Raw genomic sequence first — 23,450 nt, forward strand, 5'->3', positions numbered from 1 at the left:
ACACGTCTATGGAACAGGGCCCTTCCTTGGCTGGCAATGAAGGGCCCTGTGCGTCAGGCCTTGATGAAAGCCAGAAGGTCCTCGTTGATGACCTCCGGATGAATCGTGCACATCCCGTGGGGGTAGCCTTTGTAGACTTTCAGCGTGCCGTTTTTCAAAAGCTTGATCGACAGCTCGGCTGAATCCGCAATCGGCACGATCTGGTCGTCATCACCATGCAGGACCAGAACCGGCACGCTGATTTTTTTCAGGTCTTCGGTGAAGTCGGTTTCCGAGAAAGCCTTGATGCAGTCGTAGTGAGCCTTGGCCCCGCCCATCATGCCCTGACGCCACCAGTTCTCCTTGATACCCTCGGACACCGTCGCGCCCTCGCGGTTGTAGCCGTAGAACGGCACCGGCACTTCTTTGTAAAACTGCGCACGGTTGGCGGCCAGCGCCGAGCGGAACCCGTCGAAGACGTCAATTGGCAAGCCGCCCGGATTCTTCGCGGACTTGACCATGATCGGCGGCACAGCGCCGATCAACACAGCCTTGGCGACACGACCGGCCCCGTGCTGAGCGACATACCGGGCGACCTCGCCTCCGCCGGTGGAATGACCGATGTGCACCGCGTCCTTCAACTTCAGATGCGCCACCAGGGCGGCGACATCAGCGGCATAGGTGTCCATGTCGTTGCCGACAGAGGTTTGCGTGGAGCGTCCATGACCGCGACGGTCGTGGGCAATCACCCGGTAGCCTTTGGACACGAAAAACAGCATCTGCGCATCCCAGTCATCGGCGCTGAGCGGCCAGCCATGGTGAAACACGATCGGCTGGCCCGTGCCCCAATCCTTGTAGAAAATTTCCGTGCCGTCTGAGGTGGTGAAGCTCGTCATGTCATTGCGTCCTTTTTTGGGCGTCGCGGCCGTGGCGGCCTGAGCGGCAGTTGCGCCCATGACCATTGCTGAAAGTGAGCCTGCGGCCAGCGCCGTCGCGCCGACCTTGAGCACCTGCCTGCGTGAACTCGATGGGGTGTTGGGAGTGTCAGACACAGTCGTTACCTCTCTTGGGTAGTAAACCAAAGCAAATCAGGGGTGGGCGCCAACGGTGCCCGCCACAATGTCGGGAATATCTACATGCTCAGCGCACGCCGTGGGCTGCGCCAGCGCTGTTGGCTTCGCAGACCTGTATGGAGAGCAAAGCGTCTTGAGCGATCAGCGCGTCGAAGGCGGGTTGGAACACGTGCTCCAGGCTTGCGCGCATCGCATCGATGGAATTCCAGGCACAGTGAATGGCCCAATGCCCCACGCGAGGCTCTACGGTTTCCAGCTGGCAGCGCATACAGCCGATGGCGTTCTCCAGCTGCGCGACCGATTCCTGCATCAGGCGCGCACAGGTCCAGGAGAAGCACTCGCGGGTATGAATCAGAACGACTTTTTCCAACGCATAAGTGTTCATTGGATTTCCCGGTGGATGGCCAGTGCCGAGTCGTCAGGGCGTCGGGACGGCAGCGCAAGGAAGTGCTCGAGCTGATCCCTATGATCTTGCGCGCGGGAGCGCTGCGCCATTATCGGTTCGCATAGCCAACACACACTTTGGTATGGGGTATGAGCAGGAATGTCGCCCACGCTCGGGCTTCGCATCAATGCGGCATCCGGCTGAATGCTCAGCGGGCGAAGTTGACTTCGACCGGCCGCCCACATTCCGCCGCGCACTTGAGGACGTCGACACGCTATTCGTGGCACACGGCACTTCAGATCGTCAGATTGACAATGAAACTGCACTGATTGACGCGGCCGTCGTGGCGGGCGTGAGTCATATTGTGAAGCTTTCGGCGATGCTTGCTCGAAGTGGTGAGCACGCACTCCCAGCGGGCCTATCACCTGACCGGGCCTCGCTCCTGGACGATGCTGGGCGTTGCAGAGGAGCTATCAGGATTGCTACAGCGCAGGGTTACTTACCATCAGCGTCCTGCAACCGAGCACGCGCAGCGTTGGTCAGGGATTGGCGCGACTGAGCTGCTGGCTGACCTCCTGACCGGTATGGACTTGATGTATCACGAGTCGGCACTGTCTGAGAGCACCTTCACTGTCGAGCAAATGACGGGCAAACCACCGCGCTCCTTATCCGACTGGTTGATCGAGAACATTAGCCTCTACCGCTGATGCACGCGCTCAGGATAGATCAGGACGACCGCTGGTAAGATTCGAGCCTTGCAGGATGCATCGATCAGATCAGCCATAGCAGCCCCATTTTGGTCAGCTCATTTGAAAGACTTCTGGACCGCCTTTCCTTGTTTTCGAGGAGGTCTCATGCGTCGCGTAAAGAAGGGCTATTGCCGCAGAGGCTGCAGTCGGACAGAAGCGGCCACTCAGATTCATGTATGGGGTGCGGCTCGCACATTACTGCCGCCCAGAACGATCTCTAGGAGCGCTATCAATCATCGTAGTAACAATATTTTACATCTCTGTGAGAGATATCTATGATCGGGCCTGGAGATGGCATTCCTCCACTTACCAACCGCTGCGCCCGTAGCAGCTGATGATGCCTACAGACACCTGATCAAGACAGGGCTGTAGGCGTTCGCGCGCAAAATCCTCTTCTTGGTCAGGCTCACTTTCCTATGTGTGGCTGACCCCATGTCAAAACTCAGAAAACTTGAACAACTTGACCTGCTTCCTTACATCGGCAAATGGTTGGTGCTTGCCAGTGCGGTAGCGCTTCTGGCGGGATCGGCATCCGCGCTGTTTCTGTTCTCCCTCGATCACGCGACCCAATGGCGTGAAACCCATCGCTGGGCCATATGGCTGTTGCCCGTGACAGGCTTTGCGGTGGGGCTGGTTTACCACCTGATCGGCAAGCCGGTGGATGCGGGCAACAACCTGCTGATCGACGAGATTCACGACCCAAAAAAAACCGTGCCGTTGCGCATGGTGCCCCTGGTGCTTGCGGGTACGCTGATCTCGCATTTGTTTGGTGCATCGGTTGGACGCGAAGGCACTGCCGTGCAAATGGGTGGCGCGCTGGCCGATCAGATAACTCACCTGTTCCGCCTGCGCCGCGAAGATCGCCGAATCATGCTCATGGCGGGCATCAGCGCAGGCTTCGCTTCGGTCTTCGGCACGCCGCTGACCGGAGCACTGTTCGGCCTTGAGGTGCTCGCTATCGGTCGCATGCGGTATGACGCGTTGTTCCCGTGCATTGTCGCCGCCATCGTCGCTGATCAAGTTGGGCTGCTCTGGGGCGTCGTGCACACCCACTACGTCATCGGCGAGATCGCGCCCGTGCAGGCCTGGACAGTGATGGCCGTGGTCGTCGCGGGCATTGTGTTCGGGCTCGCGGGACTGCTGTTCGCCACCGCCACCCATACCCTTGGCGCATGGGTAAAAAAGCTGATTCCCTACTCGCCGTTGCGCCCTGTGCTGGGCGGCATTGTGGTGGCGACAGCGGTGTGGGCACTCGATTCGTATCGGTACATCGGCCTGGGCATTCCGAGCATCGTTCAGTCCTTCGCAACGCCGGTCGCGCCCTGGGACTGGTTCGGCAAGCTTGCGTTTACCGTCGCCTCACTCGGTTCAGGGTTCAAGGGTGGCGAGGTCACGCCGCTGTTCTACATCGGCGCGACGCTGGGCAATGCACTTGCACCGCTGCTGCACTTGCCGTTTTCGATGCTGGCCGGCATCGGCTTCGTCGCGGTCTTTGCCGGCGCCGCCAACACCCCGCTGGCAACGATCGTCATGGCCATGGAGCTGTTCGGCCCCGAGATTGCCCCACTCGCCGCGATTGCCTGCATCGCCAGCTATCTGGTGTCGGGCCATAACGGGATCTATCACGCCCAGCGCGTGGGCCACAGCAAGCACCGCCATGCCCTGCCCGCCGATATCCGCCTTTCGGAAATCAAGAAATTCCACTCGCAACGAAATGCCGAGAGCACGCCAAAAGCAGCGCCGGAGGATAAGCAGAAATGAGTGAGTCAAAACCGAATCGCCTGACCACGTTGTAGCTGTATTTTCCAAGTGCGAACTCTCACCATCAGCTACGGCGCTCTAGGTACGGTGAACGGTACAGCTAAGCTGATCGCCTGCGTGACAGTGGGCATTCTCTGGACAGCAGTCTTACCCACATTTGCGTTCCTTTTAGCGGCCTTGCTGATGGCGTCCGGAACGCTGTCGTTCACTCGATTGAAAGCTTACTGATAGACACCTGACGGCCTGAAGCGAAACAGCAGTTCCCTGCGTCCGCTTTGGGTCGATAGCAGTCTTTTCCACACGGTCTACGGTTTCGCCGACTCGCCCCAGCTTGAACAATGATCGATACAGCGAAAAAGCGTCTAGACGATCAGGATCACCACCACGAACCTTCCCAGCCTGCCATAGGCCCAGTTGCTCAGCGCAATGATGCCCACCAGGCCGAACAAAAACGAACCTGTACAAGCGGCAAGGGGAATCTAGGTTGTGGTGTCTTCCATACAGGCGTAGTGGCACGCGGTGTCACGCCGCACCATAGGCGGCTATGGTGTTCAATGGAAAGGTTGTGACGGCCAGTATGCTCGAAGCGATGATGCCCAGAATCTTGTCGAAGGTGTCGGCGCCGATCCGCATTGGCAATGACTTGGGAATGAAATCCTTGAACACAACGGCAATCAGCGCACTGGCTACGCCAAGCAGCGAAAACAGTCTGGCCCTGGACCTCAGTCGCTTGGTCAGTCAACTTAACAGGCCGCACCAACGAGCAATCATATTCAATGCCTTGAAAGTTTATGCAACGCGATCCATTCAGCGAGAGGTACCTCCGGGAGACGACTGATTGAGCAATCCGGCAGGCAGCAGTTTCATGCAACCTCGCAAGATGGCAATTTGCATCTTGCCCACCCGCTTCCTATTATCGCGCTGGGTGCGTTGTTGCATACGGCACTGCGCAGGTTAAATTCAAACGTTGGTCGGGCCGCCATCGGAGTGTCATTGTGTCCGAAGACAAACCTGCTTCCCCTGCGATCCCCCGCCCTCAGGTTCTGACCGAACGTGCGCTGTCAGCGCTGGACCGGTTCTCTCGTATTGAAGCGCTTAGCGGTATCGCTCTGCTGCTCGCCGCCCTGGCAGCTCTGATCTGGGCCAACAGCCCGGTCGCCGATTCTTATGAGCATTTCTGGCACACTCAGATCACCTTGGGGCTTGGCGACTTCCGCGTTTCTCGTTCACTGCATTTTCTGGTCAACGATGGCTTGATGACGATTTTCTTTCTAGTGGTCGGCGCAGAGATTCGCCAAGAGATCAAAGACGGCGCGCTGGCCAACATGAAGCTGGCAACCCTGCCGCTAGGTGCCGCACTGGGCGGCGTCATGATGCCTGCGATCCTTTACATGCTGCTTAATCACGGGAGTGAAGCCAGCACCGGCTGGGCAGTACCCACCGCGACCGACATTGCCTTTGCCGTCGGAGTGCTGGCCTTGCTAGGGAAATCGATCCCCAGCGGCGTACGCATTCTGCTGCTGGCGTTGGCAATCATCGACGACATCGTCGCCATTCTGATCATCGCGATTTTCTACACCACCAGCCTGGACTATCTGGGGCTGGTCGTGGCCCTGGGTGGCCTGGCGCTGGTACTGCTTATGCAGCGTATGGGTATCGGCAAGGCCTATGCCTATGTTGTGCCGGGGGCCATCGTCTGGTTCGGTCTGCTCAAAACCGGGGTCCATCCTACGCTCGCGGGTGTGATCCTCGGACTCATGACGCCGGTGCACTCCAAACCTGCGACGGAGCGGCCACTGGAAACCATCGGCCGGACCTTTGAGGAGCTAATGGATCGCTTTTCCCAAGCCAAAGATAACCCGCAGATCGTAGTGGAGCCTCTCAACCAGTTGCGCCACGCTCAGCGAGAAGTGCTGCCGCCCGTCCAGCGGGTCCAGATCGGGCTGCATGCATGGGTGGCGTTTGGGGTTATGCCGTTGTTCGCATTGGCCAATGCCGGAGTAAGCTTCGCGGGCGCCAATCTCGAAGAAGCGCTGCCGCAGCGTGTGTTTGCCGGTGTGATGCTGGCACTGGTACTGGGCAAGCCGTTGGGTGTGATTCTGGCGAGCGTGACCTTGGTTAAACTGAATATTTGCCAGCTCCCCGCAGGCGTGACCTGGCGTGGAGTCGGGCTGGTGGGACTGCTGGCGGGCATTGGCTTCACCATGTCGATTTTCATTGCGTCCCTGGCGTTCTCCGACCCGTCCCTGCTGGCATCAGCCAAACTCAGCGTGCTCTGCGCCTCATCCATCGCGGCCGTGATCGGACTGATCTGGGGAAAAATGACATTCCACAAAAGCGCTTGAAAACGTCATCTGCCCCACTGCTCGCCGCGACTAGAGGACTTTGCCGGGGTTCATCAACCCGCTCGGATCCAGCGCTTGCTTTAGGGTACGCATCATCTCCAGTTCCAGAGCAGACTTGTAGCGCAGCGCGGCATCACGCTTGGCCTGACCGAGGCCATGCTCCGCGCTGATGCTTCCTGCAAACGCCACCGTCGCCTCGTAAATCACATGCATAATCGCCTCCGCCTGGGCTTTGAAGGGCGCATCTTCGGTGCCGACAGGTTTGCTGATGTTGTAATGCAGGTTGCCATCGCCGACATGGCCATACGCGACAATCCGAACATCCGGAAAAGCGTCCAGCAGCCTGAGGTCAGTCTCTTCGATAAAGGCGGGAATGCTGCTCACCGGTATGCTGATATCGTGCTTCAGACTCGGGCCTTCATGGTTTTGCGCTTCCGATATACCCTCGCGCAACGCCCACAGCGCGGCGACTTGCATCTCGTTGCTGGCGACTACGGCATCAAGCGCTTCACCCTGTTCGAAAGCCTCGCTCAGGCAACTCTCCAGCATTTGCGCCAGCGCCGCATCCACGAGGGTGTCGCTCAGTTCGATCAACACATACCAGGGATGATGTTCTTTAAACGGATCGTTGCATCCGGCGACATGCTGCAGCACGAACTCCACGCTTTGTCGTGACATCAGCTCGAAGCCAGTGAGCCGGTCGCCACATTGGCTGCGCATGCGGCTGATAAGGTCCACTGCCGCCTGTGGATCCGGGAGGGCCACCCAGGCAGTGGTCAGGCTGCGTACCGCAGGATAAAGCTTGAGCACAGCAGCGGTGATGATGCCAAGTGTGCCTTCCGAACCGATGAACAGGTGCTTGAGGTCATAGCCGGTGTTGTCCTTGCGCAAACCGCGTAAGCCGTCCCATATACGGCCATCGGCCAACACCACTTCCAGCCCCAGCGTAAGGTCGCGCATATTGCCGTAACGCAATACCGCAGTTCCCCCCGCATTGGTTGCCAGGTTGCCACCCACCGTACAACTGCCTTCGGCGCCCAGGGACAACGGAAAAAGGCGCCCCACATCCGCGGCGGCTTCCTGCAAACGCTGGAGAATCACGCCAGCCTCGACCGTGATGGTTTCGTTGGCCTGGTCAATAGCCCGAATGGCGTTCATCCGAGTCAGAGACAGCACGACCTGAGTGCCTGAGTCGTCCGGGATGGAGCCACCGCACAACCCGGTATTGCCACCCTGAGGCACCAACGCGACACCTGCTTCCTGACACAGACGCACCACTTGCGAAACTTCTTGAGTGCTGGCCGGACGCACCACTACTGCGGCCTTGCCGCGATAGGCATTACGCCAATCGCTCAGGTAGCTCTGCATGAGCCCGGTATCACGGATAAGACCGGCCTTGCCAACCAGGCCTTCCAGCGCTTGCATCAGTGTTTCGTTCAAATGACTCATGACACGCTCCTTATTGTTATCAGCCGGTCCACTAACATCCGGCTGTTTCATTCGTTAACGGCAACAGATTGCGGCTGACTCAGCTCGATCCGGTGGATTCGCCCCACGACAACCAGGTAGAAAAAAACCGCCAGCAAAGCGTTGGCTGCGACGTATACCAGCGCGGCATCGAAGGACCCTGTACGACTCACCAAATAGCCGACGATGATCGGTGTATTGATCGCCGCCAGGTTGCCAAATGTGTTGAACAGACCGCCCGACAGGCCAATGATCTGTCGCGGCGAGGTATCCGCTACCAGCGTCCAGCCATGGGAGCCGAAGCCTTTGCCAAAGAACGCCAACGCCATAATGCCCACAACCGCGGCGTCGCTCTGGACGTAAATACACAGCACCATGCTGCTCGACAGCAGCAGACCGCTGACAATCGGAAGCTTGCGCGCCAAGGTCAGGGAGTAACCGTGACGCAGCAGACCATCCGATATCAAACCACCCAGCACGCCCCCCACAAAGCCGCTGATCGCTGGCAATGCGGTGAAGAAACCGGCCGCCAAGATGGTCATACCCCGGGCCTGAACCAGATAAACGGGAAACCATGTGAGGAAGAAATAGGTGATCGCGTTGTTGCAGTATTGCCCCAGATAGAGGCCTATCAGTGTGCGGTGGCTCAGCAGCAACTTGAAGTAAAGCCACTGCGAGCCATTGGGGTCGCCAGCGCGAGGCTCAAGATCCATCAACCCGCCGCCGGATTCAATGTAGGTGTACTCGGCCTCTGTGGTTGCCGGATGCTCACGTGGACCGATAATGACCTTGAACCACAGAAGGCTGAGCAGCAAGCCGAAGCAGCCCAGGACGATGAAGGCCTGTTGCCAGCCCATCACCTGGACGACCCAGCCCATCAACGGGGCGAAGATAGCGGTAGCCGAATACTGTGCCGAGCTGGAAATGGCTGTTGCCGTGGCGCGCTCGGCGCTTGGGAACCAGGCTGCAATAATCCGCGCGTTACCCGGAAAGCAAGGTGCACCGGCAAAACCCACCGCCATGCGCAGGAGAAACAGGCTGACTATCGTCCAGCTCAGCGGCAACACCCCGACGAAGCCTTGCAACATCGTAAATGCAGACCAGCTGAACAGCGCGATGCCATACACCCGCCGGGCACCAAAGCGATCACACAACCAGCCTCCGGGAATCTGTCCGATCACGTAGGCCCAGCCGAAAGCGGAGAAAATATAGCCGAGGGTCAAGGCATCAATCCCCAGATCCGCCTGCAACGCGGAACCGGCGATGGACAAACTGGAACGGTCGGCGAATGTCACGGATGTGACAAGAAACAGCATGAGCAGGATCGAGTAGCGTACCCGCCCTGGTTTAGGTCCAGGCATCTGACGTGATCTTCCGATGATCGAACAAGCCTGACGCGGTCCGATCATTAGCCACCCAGCCATATCGGAGAGTCAGGCGTACCGATACCTCCTGCGGCGCGAGATCTGCGTGCATGACATTGCCCTGTTTTTATTGTTCTGATCCCAGGCCCGTGCCTGCTCAGGGTGCGAGACACTTTAAAAGCCGCCCTAACGGCAAGTTATCGTACGACCACATAAAAGCAAATCTTTAATTTTCTGGATTAGCTGTTCGACAAGAGCTTTTCTTTCCACTCGCTGAAACCAACCTATGCTTACCCTGTAAGGCTCTGGCGGAATATAGAGCGTATTTTTCGCCCACGATTGCACATTGACAGCAACGAGCCTGCTTGGTAAAAAACGCCCAAGTCATACGACAACATATGACAAACCATAATAATAATTGAGGCTCAGATCATGCTGACGACCTTCCTTCTGCAATCGCCCTTTCCGTATGGCGTCCGCGCGTATTCGGTGAGGTCATCCATCTGCAGTCCCTTATGGCAAAAGCCCCCCAGCGGTTTTACTGTCGTCGTGAACGCCAATGTTAGCGGCAGAACAAGGAAAAAAATGCGGTTCCTGCCAATAGCTGTAGAACCTCTACGTTCGGCGTTCCACTCATCAACATGCCCTCTTCAGAAATATCCCGATTGCGTGCCATCACCCCTTAGGCGGTAGTGATTTGTCGGCAAAGCAGCACTTCGACATAACCGGTTACAACTTTAATAAGCTCTGTTAGTTCGATCAGCTTTCATAACCCCGGAGTATTCCAATGATAAAAACAATCCGCGTCTCTCTTCTTTCTGCCCTTGTCAGCATGGGGACTATCACCTCGCACAATGTCGCCGTCGCTGCTGACGTCAAATGGCCGACCCGTCCCGTACAGGTGGTGGTGATCGCCAATCCGGGGGGTGACACCGACTTCAATGCCCGCATGATGGCCAAGTATTTCAACAAGATAACAGGGAAGAACATGGTAGTGACCAACGTCGCAGGTGGCGGTGGCACGCTGGCGGCAGAGCAGGTCAAAAGCGCGGCTGCGGACGGTAACACCATCCTCTTCACCCACCCGGGCCAATTGATTGTCAACGAAGTAGCAGGCCTGTCCGACGACAGCTTTGAAGCCTTTGATGTGGCCTGTATTGCTGGCGTCGATAAAGGCGCGGTATTCGTCGCCTCTACCCAGTCCGGGATCAGCAGCGTCAAGGACCTGATCGCCAAGGCCAAGGCCAAGCCGGAAAGCATCACTTACGGCACTGAAATGGGTAACTTCTCCCATATCCAGGGCTTGATGTTCGAAAAAATCACTGGCGTAAAACTGAAGATGGTGGATGCCGGCACCGTATCGGAAAAAGTAGTTGCGTTGCTTGGTGCACGTATCGACCTGGGTGCCATCAGCTACGGTTCCGTGCAGGACTACGTCAATGGGGGCCAGATGGTCGCGCTCGGCCAGCCCAATGATGAGCGCAACGCAATGCTCGGTGATATCCCGACCTTCAAGGAACAGGGCGTTGATTTCACGATCGACAAGCCGTACGTCGTGGCCTTTCCAAAAGGCACCGACACCGCGATCGTGGGCAAGATGGCAGACATCATGAAACAGATCACCGAGATGCCCGAGTACACTGAAGAGCTGAAAAAATTCAAACAGCCAGTGGCTTACTACGGCACCGATGATTCGAAAAAAATCCTCGCCAAGACTCGCGATGACTTCATGCAATTCAAGGATGTTTTACGCACGAAGTAAGACCTGAAACTGGCTGGCCGCTGCGCCAGCCAGCTTTACCCGGCCTATATCCCGAGGGTTCCCGATGGCTACCTGCAAGAAAAAAGAGCTGATTATCGGTGGCGTCATGCTAGCCACCGCACTCGGTTATCTGGTGATGAGTTTCAAACTGCCGGGGCATTCCGGTATCGACGCAGCATTCGTCCCTACCCTGCTGGCTGCGATGCTCTGCCTGCTCGCCGTCATACAGTTATTCAGCGCGTTCGCGACCCCACAGGCGCCTGCCACTGACGTACCGCACATTGACACCGAAGATACGAGCAGCTCGATAGACGTGAAAACAGTGGTCAAGACACTGGCTTTGATCGTGGGCTACATCGCGCTCATGAAGCCAGTCGGGTTTCCGATTATGACGGTGGTCTATTTGTATTTGCAGTTCATCGTATTGACGCCGATTGATCAAAAGGTGCGGCATATCACTTATGCAGTGGTCGCGGTCTGTACCTCTGCCGCCATTTATCTGTTATTCCGCGAGGCCTTCGACTTGATGTTGCCCGCCGGCCTGACCAACTTTTAGGAGTATCGAACATGCTCGACTTGTTGATGCAAGGCTTCGGTGCCGTCTTCTCTCTCAACATCATGTTGCTGATGGCCATCGGTGTAGCCGTAGGTATCGTCTTCGGCGCAGTGCCCGGCCTGTCAGCCACCATGGCGGTGGCGCTGTGCCTGCCGCTGACGTTTACCATGGGGCCTCAAGCCGGTCTTTCGTTGTTGGTCGCGTTATTTATCGGCGCAACGTCCGGCGGTCTGATTTCGGCGATTCTGCTGAAAATACCCGGGACACCCTCATCGATCGCCACAGTGTTCGACGGCGGCCCATTGATGGAACAGGGCCATGGCGTCAAGGCACTCGGGATCGGCATTGTGTTTTCCTTTCTGGGCACCTTGTTCAGTATCGCAGCGTTGATGTCTATCGCCCCGCAGTTGGCCAAAGTGGCGTTGCGCTTCGGCCCGCATGAGTATTTCGCCATTGCGGTTTTCTCCCTGACATTGATCGCTACGCTGTCTGCAGGCTCCATGGCCAAAGGGCTGTTCGCCGGTGCGCTGGGCTTTGCAGCGTCCACGGTGGGTATCGCGCCTGTGGAAGCGATCCGCCGTTTTACGTTCGGCTTTCCCGAACTGAACGGTGGCTTTTCCATGCTGACCGTGATGATCGGCATGTTCGCGGTCGCCGAAATCATCAAGCTCGCCGAAAATGGCCGCCATGCCAAGCAAGGTAAAGCCCGCGCCGTGAGCGTGAAAAACGTCAAAGGCTTCGGCTTTTCGATGAAGGAATTTCGCGAACAGCTGCCCAACGCTTTTCGTTCCGGCTTGATCGGACTGGGGATTGGCATTCTCCCTGGGATCGGGGCTGGCACCTCGAACCTTGTGGCTTACATCATCGCCAAGAAGCGCGCCAAGGACCCTGATTCATATGGCAAGGGCAACATTGGTGGTGTGGTGGCCAGTGAAACGGCGAACAATGCGGGTATCGGCGGGGCAATGATGCCACTGATGACCCTCGGCATTCCCGGCGACACTGTCACCGCGATCATGCTGGGTGGCTTCCTGATCCACGGCATCCAGCCGGGCCCATTGCTGTTCATCAGCCAGGGCCCACTGGTGTACACGATCTTCGCTGCCTTGATCGTCGCGACATTCATGATGCTGTTCATGGAGTTCTACGGCCTGCGCCTGTTCATCAAGCTGCTGGATGTGCCCAAGCATATTCTGTTGCCGATCATCCTGGTGCTCTGTGTGGTGGGTGCTTTCGGCTTGTCCAGTCGGCTGTTCGATGTCTGGTCGATTCTGCTGTTTGGCGTGCTTGGATATGCCTTCGTCAAGGCCGGCATGCCCGCAGCGCCCTTCATCATTGGTTTCATCCTCGGGCCTATGGCCGAAACCAACCTACGTCGAGGCCTGATGTTGTCAGATGGCAACTTCCTGGCCTTCCTCGCCAACCCCATCGCCGCCTCGTTCCTCGGTCTGGCACTGGCGTTCATCGTCTGGCAGGTCTACAGCGCCATGCGCCCGAAAAAGAGTGCCATCGACGAAATCCTGCGCTCCTGATCCACATGGCTTAACTCATGTAAAACAGGGGGGCATTGCTAGACATAAAGACTTGGTTCTCGCCGACGGGAACCAGGTTACTGGAGCGCGCACCCAGTGTATGCGATCGGCAGGATCTAAGGTGCAAGGATAAAACATCCTCCTGAGCGACCACCGCCGCCAAAACGTCGTGTTTAACGGTTGCCCTATCAGGGGCGAGTACCTTCAGCTGATTTTGCGGAGGAACAAGATTGGTTGGGATTGGTTGGGAGCAATATCGGCGAAAGACTGAGCGAGCTGCTGTTAGGAAACACCGTTATGAGCCACAACTGGACAGCTGCTCCTCGCTAGTGCCGTGCCTTCCCGGCGTGATACAAAATTGGCTATTTTGAGCTGGAGTTCGGGGTACGGCGACAGAACTAAGAAATGAACGCGCTAGCGACCGGCAACAATGGGTCGAAAGCGGCCCCCGCCAAATAGCAGAACCCCGACGCCCAGCTCTGCTTCACTCGGGGCAGCACTCAACGATTGCTCACGCGCTTACTCGCTCTGCAGCCGCGCAGGCCCAACTGTCATGTAAAACACCGCTAATTAGCCGAGATCATCTGACAACCTGCCCAGCTCTTAAATTGCAGCGACGGCGCCATCTACGAATAACTCATGTCCAGCGAAAAATCTGCTCTCGCTTGATGCCAAGAAGAGAACTGCGCAGGCAATCTCGTTCGTTTCTGCCAACCGTCCAAGCGGACCGCTTTTATTCAACGCCTCTTCGACCGTCGAACGGCGTCCGGTGCGAGAGATTCGGGTAGACGATGAGATCGTTTTTCGGACGAGCATCGTCCTCTTCACCAGGCAAGTGGTGCCTCCAGTCCTTCTCAGCGCAAACCAAATTGGCGCCTGGCTGTTGAAGCATTTGGCAGTGATGACAACATGCGACCCGAGCAGTACATCAGCCGCGTTGTTGGGAATCGGTACGATGAGAACTTCACCTAACAGCAGTCTTGACGACACGATCGAGGCTCAATTTCCTCTGGAGCTTCACCATGTGCGACCTCAACTATTGCCTGGAACGCGGGCTGATTTACGAACCTATCGAGCGGATTGCGGATGTGTCCGGAATCGGCGAGCATCGCCTTAGATGGATGGTGTTATAGAAGATGACTTGTACCGGTGTGGTACCGAGGATGACGATGACTGAGCGGGATGATCAGGCCACTGGAAATCTGCGGGTTGCCGGTGAGCGGCGTTTGACCGCTGCTGAGTTCCGGCACCTGGCAGCAGTGCCAGCAGCGGTGGAATGGTTCGCTATTATTGACAACCCGCGCACTCGGCGCGCCTACCAAGGTGACCTGCAGAACTTCTGTGGGTTTGTCGGACTAACCATGGCGGAGGAATTCCGCTCGTTGAACCGGGCGCACGTGCTGGCCTGGCGCGCCGAGCTTGAGCGGCGCGGGCTGGCCAGCCTGTTCGGTTATCTGCAGGCGAACAACGCCGCCGCCGTTGGCAACCCGGCGCATGGGGTCAAGCGGCCCAAGATCGAAACCAACGAGGGCAAGACGCCGGCCCTCGGCGATCACCAGGCGAAAGCGCTGCTGGAGGCATCTCATCCAAGACGCTGGAAGGGCCTGCGCGATCGGGCGATTCGGGCGGTGCTGCTTTAACGCGGCCTGCGCCGCAAAGAAGCGGCGCTATTAATGGTGCCGGATCTGCAGGATCGGCGTGACATCAAGCACCTGCGCATTCACGGCAGCAGCGGTTTCTGGCTTTGCACAGAGTAGCGTCGGAGACCGACACGACCGACACGACGACGATGTTCCCTCTTTTTCGGCCACACTGGATTTTCAACAGGATTGGGTCAAAGCGATCATGCTATGCGGCCGCTTGACGTCAATCATTCTCGTGGCTGATTAATGGCATCTCGGCGTACTTCCTAGCACTAGCGAGCCTGCGCTCGGTAATCTCGAACGCCCGTGCGGCTACTGTGTTCAGCACTTGCGCGGATGCTTTTTCCGGCGATCCCATGTCGAACGGGGGCTGAGGATCGTAAGCCATGTAAAGCTGCAGTTCCTGAGCTACCTCGTCACCACGAAGAAGCGAGACGAGCTTGAGTGAGCCATCGATTCCAGAGGTTACTCCGCCCGCGCTGATGAAATTATCGTCAATAACTACCCGCTCGTGGCTGGGCAACGCTCCGTAGTACGGAAGCACATGCATCGCTGTCCAGTGAGTGGTGACCCGGCGCCCTTTCAACAGCCCGGCAGCACCACAGAGCAGAGCGCCGGTACATACCGAATAAACATAGCTGGCGCCAGATGCTTGGCTTCGGATGAATGACAAGAGCTCCTCATCTGTCGCGGCATCGACCTGTCCGTATCCTCCTGGGATCAACAAAACATCAAGCTGCGGAGCTTCCGCAAAAGTGGTGTCAGGCATGATTTTCAGGCCTCGCATATCCTTCACCACATGCCTGTCCTTCCATAATGTATAGAAGGTCGAGTTAGGCACTCGGGATAATGCCTCGAAAGGACCTGTGAAATCACACTGATCCATATCTGGATAGATCAAGCCGCCAATTTTAAGGTGAGTATGGTTCTGAACCTTCATTCCATTTTCTCTTTAGGACGGATTAGGTGAAGTTGGTGGCGCTATACAAAATTCAGTGCGGGCTAATCAGTCAAGGTATGAACCGCTGTTGCCGGAGCTCCGTAAGCATTTCAATGAACATCTTTTCACTATCGATGCAGTGAACAAATCCATGCTGCCGAGCTTTTATGGTGCTGGTAATATTGTCGAACGTGGATTTGAAGATTAAATCTCCAAAGCGCCATGACACTATCTCTTCGTAGGTATGACTCCGGAGCCCGTGATCTCCGACCATTTTTTTCCACAGGTCAGATTTATCAACCATCACTTCGCTCAAGGAAAGAGGTAAAGGCTCGCCAACGGAGACGTCGAAGAAGTGGGCAACCCTAGGCCAGATGCGCGACCATCGGAAATAGTCACCATTGGTGATGTTGTAAACTTCGCTGCGGCAGTGCGCAGTCTCACCGGCCCAATCTACCGCTTGGGCGAGTATTCGAGTATCTGTGACCTGGTAAAGCGCAGAGTACGCTTGGACAGAGCCAGGAAATGACATAGGTACGCCTAGCTCTTTGGCAATTGACCCGTACACCGCAATGACCATGAGCAGGTTCATAGGGTTTCCGATCGCTAGACCTACCACCCCCTCCGGGCGAAGCGCTGTCCACCCCCACGGCTTACCTTCAGCACGATCGCGTAAGAAGTCCTCCTGATCATAGTAGAAGTTAGGAGGCATGTGCCGTGGATCGGTCTCTTTGGCCGGGGAAAAGGGCATGCCGCCCAGATGGACACCATAGGCTTTACCACCCTGCATCAATGTAATATGCCGCAGGTTTGGCGCTGCAGCCTCCAAAGCATCCACGATGTTCATCAGCATCCGAAGATTGACCTTCACAAGCCCTTCCTGGCTCGGGACCTCTTGATAGGCGGCGAATACCAGATGCGTGGCCTGAGTCAGTTGCGTAGAAAGGTATCGGCAGAAATCGAGATCCAAGAGATCTCCAGATAGATGCCGAGCACGGGTTGGAAAGTCCGGCGTTCTGCGCGAGATAGCGACTAACTCGACATCCTTGTCTTCGTAATACGCCAAGACCCCTCTACCGATCACGCCTAATGCACCAGCTATGACTACCGTTTTCATCATCAATCGCCTCCGCCCCATCCAATAATTTAACTGCGTAAGCCCACTTATTCATTGCCGTTTGACTCTACGTACGGAACGCTAGGGCTCAAACGACGTTCTTCCCTCATTTCAAGCCATTTGACGGCATGCACCGTTGTCACTCTTTGGAATCATTTACCACTACTCATTGAGGGCCTCCTACACCCCGGAGTCAGTCGACATACACCGTATTGGAGTTTTCATCTCTCAAGGTTATGACGCACTCGATTTAGGTGTGCCTCTTTCAGCTTTTAGCCAAGCCAATACGCTCGCCATGCACCCCACCCTAGTGTGAGCTCATAGTGATCTCGCTTTTGGAGGGAGTGTGTTGGGCAATACCGTCACGCAAGAGTAATACGGCAAAGAAAAATTACCTCGCCTACAAATGAATGCGGCACGCGTGACCATAAAGAATCACCTGCGACAACTCGCCACAGATAGCGCGCCTGGCTCTCAGGCGCACCTCACCTCAAAGATTAGGCCGTCTGGTGCGGCGGCCCGTCGCACTTGGGGTGTCAACACACTCTTATTAAACTCAAAACGCCTTCGTGAGGTGCTTTTGCCCAGCGTTGAATGCACTGGCAATTCTCATTCCCAACGGAGCGACTATGCCCTCGCAAAGGCATCGCGTAATTATAAAAATGCCTAAGGAGGTCCACCGTGAAAAAAGTATTGGCAGCTGTTTGTTCACTCGTACTCTCAAATGCTTATGCCGCCCAAGAGCCTGAAGCTGTGTTCAGCCGCTCCTGCACTATGTGCCATAACGGGCAGTCACCCATGGCTCCAAAAAAAGGTGATCAAGTGGCTTGGAAACCACGCTTGGAGCAAGGCACCGACGTATTGGTCAAGCACGTGACCGAGGGCTTCAAGGCCATGCCGCCACGGGGATTGTGCATGGACTGTAGCGACGAAGATTACAAAGCCGTGATTGCCTGGATGTCTAAGTAAGGTTGCGGTAGGGATGGCAGCTTGCTGCCACCCACCCGCTCTTATCTACGGCCGCAGTACTACAGCATATCGACCGTGATGGTTTCTTTAGAAGCGGGCCGTCAGCGTCAGGTAAGCTGAACATGGTTGAGTGGGCAGTGCCACTGGAGAGCCCAGATATTGAAAGGTCTCGAAGACTTTGCGACCTGTCAGGTTTACCGCCGAAACCAAGATCGTGTAACGGTCGAAATCGTAGGAAGTCTGAGCATCCAGCAGTGCGTAGCCTGGTACAGATACCGTATTAGGCAGGGTCAGCTCACGCGCACTGACTGCTGTAATACCGGCACCGAAGCCCAGTCCTTTAGCGGCGCCATCAAGTATCCGATAACGAGCTGCGAGGCGACCACTGTGCCGTGGTACGCGAGGCAGTCCATCACCGACCGGAATCGAGTTGTCCTCAGTAATTTCTGCCTGGGTGTAGGCGTAATTACCCAGCAGTGAAAAAGCGGGGGTCGGTTCCCAAACCAAATCCGCTTCTACCCCGCGAGCGCGTTGTTCGCCGCTCTGTACCGAGTAACCCAGAATCGCGTAGGTAGGGTCAGGATCAGGGGTGGACACATTACGACGCGTCTGCTCGAACATGGCGAGAGTGCCAGAAATGCCCAGATCGGTGAACGCCAGTTTGACGCCCGCCTCATAATTGCGAGACAGCTCAGGCTTGGGTGTTTCGTTACCAGTGAAGTTGAACGCCCCCCTGAAACCGGTGGAATACGACGTGTAGAGCGCAAGACTTTCGGTCAGGTCATAGGTGATGCCAAATCGTGGTGTCAAACGATGATATGAAGTATCTACACCTTGCTCTTGTTGATTGATGTCGAGCTGGGTCAATCGCAACGACCCCAACAAGTGCAAACGGCCATAGGTCGCTTGATCCTGAACGTATAAGGCCTTCGTCTCGTATCGGTTGGTCTGGGACACTATTGTTTCGGGCGTCGCACCGTAGGAAATCCCATACCCCAGATTGGCAAGGTCAAGCTCACCGATGGGTTCAACGCCGGACATCCCCGAGTTGAAGTGAGTGTTGTCGTAATTGATACCAACCAGTAACTCATGATCTCCGCCCAGTGCTTCGACTTTGGAGCCTAGGTTGGTATCCAGTGTGCTTTCCCGGATGTTCGTGGGCAGGTAAAGCTTGAATATCGGGTAAACCGTGGGTGTTGTGGGATTCGGTCCCAGAAGGTCCGGATATACAAGGCTGCCATAATCACGAACTTTGCCCTCGTAATACTGAGCGCTGACGGTCAGTCGTGTGTCGTCATTAAGCTCATGCGTGAGCTCGGCGGTGGTTGTTCGATTCTCGATAGTGGTGTGAGGCTGTCCGTTGGTCGCTCCTGGGAAGGCGTTGCGATCAATCTGCCCGCTCAATGCTTGGGCGGCTGGCAGGCCGGAATATTCTAGCTGGCTGCGATTCTCGTATTGACCGCGCAGTAACAGTTCAGTCTCTGGCGATAGCTGGAACGCGATGCTTGGTTGTATCGACCACTGATGGCCGTCAACGTGGTCAATCCAGCTGTCATTTTCTTGATAGTCAGCGGCAATCCGTGCGGCGACCTTGTCGCCGATGGGTGTGTTGAGATCCAGCGAAGGATTCACTGTGCCGAAGCTACCGGTGCGCATCGACAGCAGTGCACTTGGCTCGGTCTCGGGCCGTTTAGACACTACGTTGATCAAACCACCCAGCGGTGCGCCGATACCCCCGCCGTACAACGCTGATGTTGGGCCTTTGAGTACCTCAATGCGCTCGGTGCCTATGAGGCTGGTCGGGTCGATGCTCGCTGCCGTGCCGCCAAATGCAGGCAGCCCGTTCATGTAAATTTCCGCCGGAAAACCGCGCACAATTGGCTGAGCGAACAGTGCCTCTTGCGGCTTGGTTGCTCTCACCCCTGAGACGTTAACCAGCGCGTCAGCAAGCGAATGACTGTCCTGCTCCTTGAGCATCGTTTGCGTTACAACTTGAACGGATTGCGGGACCTCGACAAGGGGCGTGTCGGTGCGATTGGCTGACGTAGAAGATGGTGCGCTGTAGCCTTCACGCGCTCCAGAAACGTTTATGGTTTCCAACGTCCAAATCTGTGATTGATCGGATGCTGGGGGTACATCAACGGCACCGTCTTGTGAATGCGCGATGACCGGTAATGCTAGCCCCAGAAACACGCAAAAGGCATGGCGCCAACGCAGACGCGATGGATCAATGTAAAACAGCGGCCCGTTCTTGTCCGAGTTCATGGGATTTTCCGATAAAAGTCATTTGAAGCAGAACGCGCAGAGGGATTCTGCGTCGGCGGACTCAAAAGCCGGTCGATGCAGAGTCGGCAATGCGCGTTCAGCCAAAAGTGGGTATGACGTTCAACGATCGAATCGGTGGCGCTCGGCTTCTTGCACCGAGGAATATCTGTGGCGCTGCTTGCTGGGGAATTAGGTGAGTAGAAAAAAGCTGTAACGGAGGAACATTAAGTTGAAACCTGGACAGGTTTGACTCGGCGAGAGCGGGATGCTGAAACAGAAAAAAACAATATCCGCATTTTTCCCACACGACCAGATCATGGCTCTTGCCGGCAGAGGCAGGGTGAGAAATCTGGCTCGTGCCAAGCATATCGTGACACTCTATGCCAACCATGCTCATTGGTTGACTTTTGCCATGGGAAAGGCCGCCCCCCCGACTAATGAGGGGGCCTGCAAATATCATGAGTGTGGCAAACAGGCTTAGCCACGCTCCGATAATCTGACGCTTACGCATTAGCAGGATTTCTGTTGTTCAAGCGTTGCCTTCGACACCCGTGTCTGCCGATCGTATCCAGGGATGGGTAACCACCGTCGGAACCCGGTCCCCCCTTTCCCCGTCAGAGGACACCAGGAAAAATCCCAAGGTGCTGGTGGGAAATCCTCTTTTTCAGGATCAACGCCAGCGATAGAACGAGGCGCTGCTTTCCAGTCAAACACCATCATCGGCGAGCCTTGCCAAGCCAGCACTAGTCCTTGTGCTTGGCTGTCGTCGGTATTTATCCATCGGGCCGCTGCCGCAGTCATGAAGGCATCAATGTGGTCCTCATGGATGTGCGCCTTATAGGTCGATGTGAGTAACCAACGGCATACACTTAGGTGGTACGTCCAATTTAGCGACGGATGATTGCGGTACGCCCAGGTCATAAAACTTCGAAATATGTTCAAGCCGTCTGGTGGGTCCAGCTTGAGTAAGCCGGGACACACATCGAACAACGTGTGCCAGTAAGGCAGCAATCTAGCGTCCAGTCGAACAAAGCTACGTGCGTTGCAGGGGTAGTCTGGAAACGGGGATAGTAAGTCGCCACGACTGTTTATGCGCGATGCTGTGCTAACCAGCCGCGAAACACCTGAAGGAATAACTACAGAGCGCATAGGGGCCTCCATGCCACCGCTGATCGCGATTTATTGGATGCGGAAAAACTGAAAGTCAGAGTTCCGGGAAAATTGGATCTAGTATCGGAGTGGTCAATAACGCGAGACATACTGCCTTCTCTAATAGACGATGGGACGGCGTTCACCGAAGTCGCTGAGCAGCAACCATATGAAAACGCGCGACAAAGACGAGCGGTGGATGACAAATCAAGCCGGCCACTTATTAGCGTGAATATCGGGGAAGCCTGAGGATGAGCTAAGGGCCAGGAAAGTCGAGAGGGGTGTTTAGCACTACATCCCAAGACTAGCGCACGGCTTTTTTGCCCAACTCGCAGTAGCGCGGCCAGGCAAAAAGCAATGGTCTACATCGCTCTAGGATAGTTCAGGCAGCAAAGACCACCGATTGAACAGTTATTGAACTGTATGTTCTATGCCGGAATACGGCTTACAGATGCAGAACAAACTAACCGCCACCAATAGCTTTGAACCCTACCATCTGCCCATGCCCCAAGACGAATCACGACAGCGAAAACCCCTTCTACAGAGCTCTTCTCAATACGGCTTAAATGTTCTCAGCTCCGGTCGTTATCGTTAGACATGCTGGCCACCGTTAACGTGAATCTCTGCGCCGTTCACATAAGAGGCGCCACCGGTACAAAGGAAGTAGACGAGCGAGGCAACTTCTTCCGGTTTGCCTAGCCGGTTCATCGGCACAAGCCTTTCAACGATTTCCGCAGTACCTGCGGACAATATTGATGTTTCGATTTCTCCGGGTGCGATAGCATTGACCCTCACGCCATGCCGGCCAAAATCAAAGGCCATTTCCCGAGTGAGGGCGGAGAGCGCAGCTTTGGATGTGGAATAAGCGACACCTGCGAACGGGTGCACCTTGGATCCTGCAATAGAGGTAACGTTAATGATGCTCCCTTTAGCAGCTCTCAACTCATCAAACAGTCCTCGCGCAAGGAGGGCCGTGGAAAACAGATTGACATTGAAAACCTTGATCCAGGTTGCGTAGTCGGACTCCAGAACACCAAGACGTGTCCCCTCTGGCCCCTTAGGCGAAACTCCGGCATTGTTTACCAATGCATCCAAGCGCCCGCCCAGTTTTGCTCTGATGGCCACCAAGCTGTCACTGACGCTATCAATATCTTCAAGATCGAGATGAATGTGGTTGAGTAACCCCTCGGCCCATGGGCATTCGGCAACCCAGTCTTGGCGAGAGGCGGTGAAAATCCTCCACCCAGCGGCTTGAAAGTGTTTGACGGTGGCATGGCCTATGCCACGACTGGCACCGGTCAATAACAGTGTCTTCTCGCTCATAAATGCATTTACCTGTTGGAAAATTTCGCTTTTTTAAGCGGTCTAGGTCAAAAAACCGATTTTCAATATGCTATCTATTGGCAGGCGTCATGAGTGACCCTGACTGCCGGGGCCGCTTGTGTTCGCTGCAGACATCCTGTGATCCACTTGACCCCCAGCCTTTTTGCCATTTTCGTTTCCTTGCGTTGGAGCGACTGAACGGTATTTAGCGTCGTTCATCCTGGATGAGGAGGAATCGATCCTACCGTTTCTATATTCGACTTTACGTCTGACTAAAGGAGGCGGAAACGACATTCTTCCCTCATTCCCGGTCATAAGACGGGAGCTCTGTTGAAATCCGGTCGAGGCTTGTTGTTTGATCATTATTCGTGTTCATGGAATCTCGAAAGGTTTTGGGTTTCATAGGCTCATTTCGTAAAACTGGGGACGCGCTTCTGCCTCCTCGGTTGGCATTGATATTCACTAATCTAAGGAGCGATGTATGCGTGTTCGTCCAGCGATCATAGGTGACACCGAGGGCATGAGTAGAATCGCTAAGGCTACCTTTTCACTGGCGTGCCCAGCAGACACTCCAGTAGAAGAGCTGGAGCGCTACATCAGCGAAAATCTGACCGCGCGTTGTTTTCAGATCGCGCTGGATACGTCAAGCCAAGTGGTGCGAGTGCTGGAGAAAGCCGGAGATATCGTGGGTTTCAGTCTGGTCGACTACGAACCAGATCAATTAAACATCCCACTGGCGGATGGCATCCCTGAGTTGAGGCGATGCTATGTCGATTCAAAACACCATGGAACCGGTGCCGCACAGCTCCTCTTAACTGCGACTCTTACTGGTATCTCAGATCGTATCCGGCTCATGGTGAATGATCAGAATGCCCGCGCAATAGGCTTCTACCAACGTAATGGATTTTTGACAGTTGGAGAAACCAGTTTTCAATGCGGCGATGATGTCCACCGAGACTTGGTGATGGTACGTGAACTTTAGGGTCGCGTTTTTTTGCGTAAGCGTTCCGGGAAAACAGATTGCGAGACTGCTGCATTCAGGCGATCGGTGCCGAGTACCTAGATCAGGAC

The 23,450-nt window shown here is 55.7% G+C and carries 20 protein-coding genes, 1 pseudogene and 1 riboswitch; of the genes and pseudogenes, 9 read left to right on the plus strand and 12 right to left on the minus strand.

The window, feature by feature from the left end; translation table 11 throughout:
- Positions 1 to 53: 53 nt before the first annotated feature.
- Together BWR59_RS14545 and BWR59_RS14550 are read right to left on the minus strand one after the other, a co-directional pair.
- Positions 54 to 875 (minus strand): alpha/beta hydrolase, encoded by an 822-nt coding sequence (locus tag BWR59_RS14545; protein ID WP_178111233.1) that lies wholly within the window; start codon positions 873 to 875, stop codon positions 54 to 56.
- 244 nt (positions 876 to 1,119) lie between these two features.
- Positions 1,120 to 1,437 carry a hypothetical protein gene (locus BWR59_RS14550; protein WP_081566330.1) on the minus strand — a complete coding sequence of 106 codons (318 nt, stop codon included), beginning with the start codon at positions 1,435 to 1,437 and terminating at the stop codon, positions 1,120 to 1,122.
- Positions 1,438 to 1,832: 395 nt separating this feature from the next.
- Here BWR59_RS14550 and BWR59_RS32805 point away from each other — a divergent pair, with 395 nt between their 5' ends.
- Positions 1,833 to 2,144, plus strand: a complete 312-nt coding sequence (locus BWR59_RS32805; protein ID WP_230982012.1) for a hypothetical protein — start codon at positions 1,833 to 1,835, stop codon at positions 2,142 to 2,144.
- A gap of 320 nt (positions 2,145 to 2,464) precedes the next feature.
- A riboswitch (Fluoride riboswitch) is annotated at positions 2,465 to 2,537 on the plus strand.
- Between the two features lie 81 nt (positions 2,538 to 2,618).
- Complete coding sequence (locus tag BWR59_RS14560; protein WP_081566331.1) at positions 2,619 to 3,947, plus strand: voltage-gated chloride channel family protein; 1,329 nt, start codon at positions 2,619 to 2,621, stop codon at positions 3,945 to 3,947.
- Positions 3,948 to 4,469: 522 nt separating this feature from the next.
- Here the strand turns inward: BWR59_RS14560 and BWR59_RS33120 are convergent.
- Positions 4,470 to 4,613: a hypothetical protein gene (locus tag BWR59_RS33120; protein ID WP_343286990.1), complete on the minus strand. Its 144-nt coding sequence runs from the start codon at positions 4,611 to 4,613 to the stop codon at positions 4,470 to 4,472.
- Between the two features lie 329 nt (positions 4,614 to 4,942).
- Here BWR59_RS33120 and nhaA point away from each other — a divergent pair, with 329 nt between their 5' ends.
- Complete coding sequence (gene nhaA / locus BWR59_RS14570) at positions 4,943 to 6,292, plus strand: Na+/H+ antiporter NhaA (protein WP_081566332.1); 1,350 nt, start codon at positions 4,943 to 4,945, stop codon at positions 6,290 to 6,292.
- Between the two features lie 30 nt (positions 6,293 to 6,322).
- Here the strand turns inward: nhaA and BWR59_RS14575 are convergent, their stop codons facing one another.
- Together BWR59_RS14575 and BWR59_RS14580 are read right to left on the minus strand one after the other, a co-directional pair.
- The gene (locus BWR59_RS14575; RefSeq protein WP_081566333.1) at positions 6,323 to 7,741 is read right to left on the minus strand and encodes an FAD-binding oxidoreductase; all 1,419 of its coding nucleotides are present in this window, start codon (positions 7,739 to 7,741) and stop codon (positions 6,323 to 6,325) included.
- A gap of 47 nt (positions 7,742 to 7,788) precedes the next feature.
- Positions 7,789 to 9,120 carry an MFS transporter gene (locus BWR59_RS14580; protein ID WP_081566334.1) on the minus strand — a complete coding sequence of 444 codons (1,332 nt, stop codon included), beginning with the start codon at positions 9,118 to 9,120 and terminating at the stop codon, positions 7,789 to 7,791.
- Between the two features lie 790 nt (positions 9,121 to 9,910).
- Between BWR59_RS14580 and BWR59_RS14585 the strand changes: the two genes are divergently transcribed.
- The 3 genes from BWR59_RS14585 to BWR59_RS14595 all read left to right on the plus strand — a co-directional run bounded on the left by BWR59_RS14585 (position 9,911) and on the right by BWR59_RS14595 (position 12,973).
- Positions 9,911 to 10,885 carry a tripartite tricarboxylate transporter substrate binding protein gene (locus BWR59_RS14585; protein ID WP_081566335.1) on the plus strand — a complete coding sequence of 325 codons (975 nt, stop codon included), beginning with the start codon at positions 9,911 to 9,913 and terminating at the stop codon, positions 10,883 to 10,885.
- A 64-nt stretch (positions 10,886 to 10,949) separates the two neighbouring features.
- A complete protein-coding gene (locus BWR59_RS14590) occupies positions 10,950 to 11,441 on the plus strand; it encodes a tripartite tricarboxylate transporter TctB family protein (protein WP_081566336.1) in 492 nt (163 codons plus the stop codon).
- 11 nt (positions 11,442 to 11,452) lie between these two features.
- Positions 11,453 to 12,973, plus strand: a complete 1,521-nt coding sequence (locus BWR59_RS14595) for a tripartite tricarboxylate transporter permease (RefSeq protein ID WP_081566337.1) — start codon at positions 11,453 to 11,455, stop codon at positions 12,971 to 12,973.
- 603 nt (positions 12,974 to 13,576) lie between these two features.
- On the opposite strand, the gene BWR59_RS14600 is transcribed toward BWR59_RS14595, so the two are convergent.
- A complete protein-coding gene (locus BWR59_RS14600; RefSeq protein WP_081566462.1) occupies positions 13,577 to 13,789 on the minus strand; it encodes an SDR family oxidoreductase in 213 nt (70 codons plus the stop codon).
- Positions 13,790 to 14,142: 353 nt separating this feature from the next.
- Between BWR59_RS14600 and BWR59_RS14605 the strand changes: the two are divergent.
- Positions 14,143 to 14,700, plus strand: a pseudogene (locus BWR59_RS14605) (integrase); the annotation flags it as partial.
- Positions 14,701 to 14,839: 139 nt separating this feature from the next.
- On the opposite strand, the gene BWR59_RS14610 reads toward BWR59_RS14605, so the two are convergent.
- A complete protein-coding gene (locus BWR59_RS14610; protein ID WP_081566338.1) occupies positions 14,840 to 15,556 on the minus strand; it encodes a DJ-1/PfpI family protein in 717 nt (238 codons plus the stop codon).
- Positions 15,557 to 15,626: 70 nt separating this feature from the next.
- Entirely contained in the window at positions 15,627 to 16,676 is a 1,050-nt protein-coding gene (locus BWR59_RS14615) for an SDR family oxidoreductase (RefSeq protein WP_081566339.1), read from the minus strand.
- A 678-nt stretch (positions 16,677 to 17,354) separates the two neighbouring features.
- On the opposite strand from BWR59_RS14615, the gene BWR59_RS14620 reads away from it, so the two are divergent.
- Complete coding sequence (locus tag BWR59_RS14620) at positions 17,355 to 17,642, plus strand: c-type cytochrome (RefSeq protein WP_081566340.1); 288 nt, start codon at positions 17,355 to 17,357, stop codon at positions 17,640 to 17,642.
- A gap of 87 nt (positions 17,643 to 17,729) precedes the next feature.
- On the opposite strand, the gene BWR59_RS14625 is transcribed toward BWR59_RS14620, so the two are convergent.
- From BWR59_RS14625 to BWR59_RS14640, 4 genes are all read right to left on the minus strand, one after another.
- Positions 17,730 to 19,907 (minus strand): TonB-dependent siderophore receptor, encoded by a 2,178-nt coding sequence (locus BWR59_RS14625; RefSeq protein WP_081566341.1) that lies wholly within the window; start codon positions 19,905 to 19,907, stop codon positions 17,730 to 17,732.
- Positions 19,908 to 20,004: 97 nt separating this feature from the next.
- Positions 20,005 to 20,418, minus strand: a complete 414-nt coding sequence (locus BWR59_RS14630; protein ID WP_081566342.1) for a DUF2946 domain-containing protein — start codon at positions 20,416 to 20,418, stop codon at positions 20,005 to 20,007.
- Positions 20,418 to 21,056, minus strand: coding sequence for a putative natural product biosynthesis protein (locus BWR59_RS14635; RefSeq protein WP_081566343.1), 639 nt, complete (start codon positions 21,054 to 21,056; stop codon positions 20,418 to 20,420). The genes BWR59_RS14630 and BWR59_RS14635 overlap by 1 nt, the downstream gene beginning before the upstream one ends.
- Positions 21,057 to 21,647: 591 nt before the next feature.
- Positions 21,648 to 22,379: an SDR family oxidoreductase gene (locus BWR59_RS14640; RefSeq protein WP_081566344.1), complete on the minus strand. Its 732-nt coding sequence runs from the start codon at positions 22,377 to 22,379 to the stop codon at positions 21,648 to 21,650.
- Between the two features lie 481 nt (positions 22,380 to 22,860).
- On the opposite strand from BWR59_RS14640, the gene BWR59_RS14645 reads away from it, so the two are divergent.
- Positions 22,861 to 23,361, plus strand: a complete 501-nt coding sequence (locus tag BWR59_RS14645; RefSeq protein WP_081566345.1) for a GNAT family N-acetyltransferase — start codon at positions 22,861 to 22,863, stop codon at positions 23,359 to 23,361.
- Positions 23,362 to 23,450 lie beyond the last annotated feature (89 nt).

This window comes from Pseudomonas sp. Bc-h (assembly GCF_002080045.1).
Lineage (GTDB): Bacteria > Pseudomonadota > Gammaproteobacteria > Pseudomonadales > Pseudomonadaceae > Aquipseudomonas.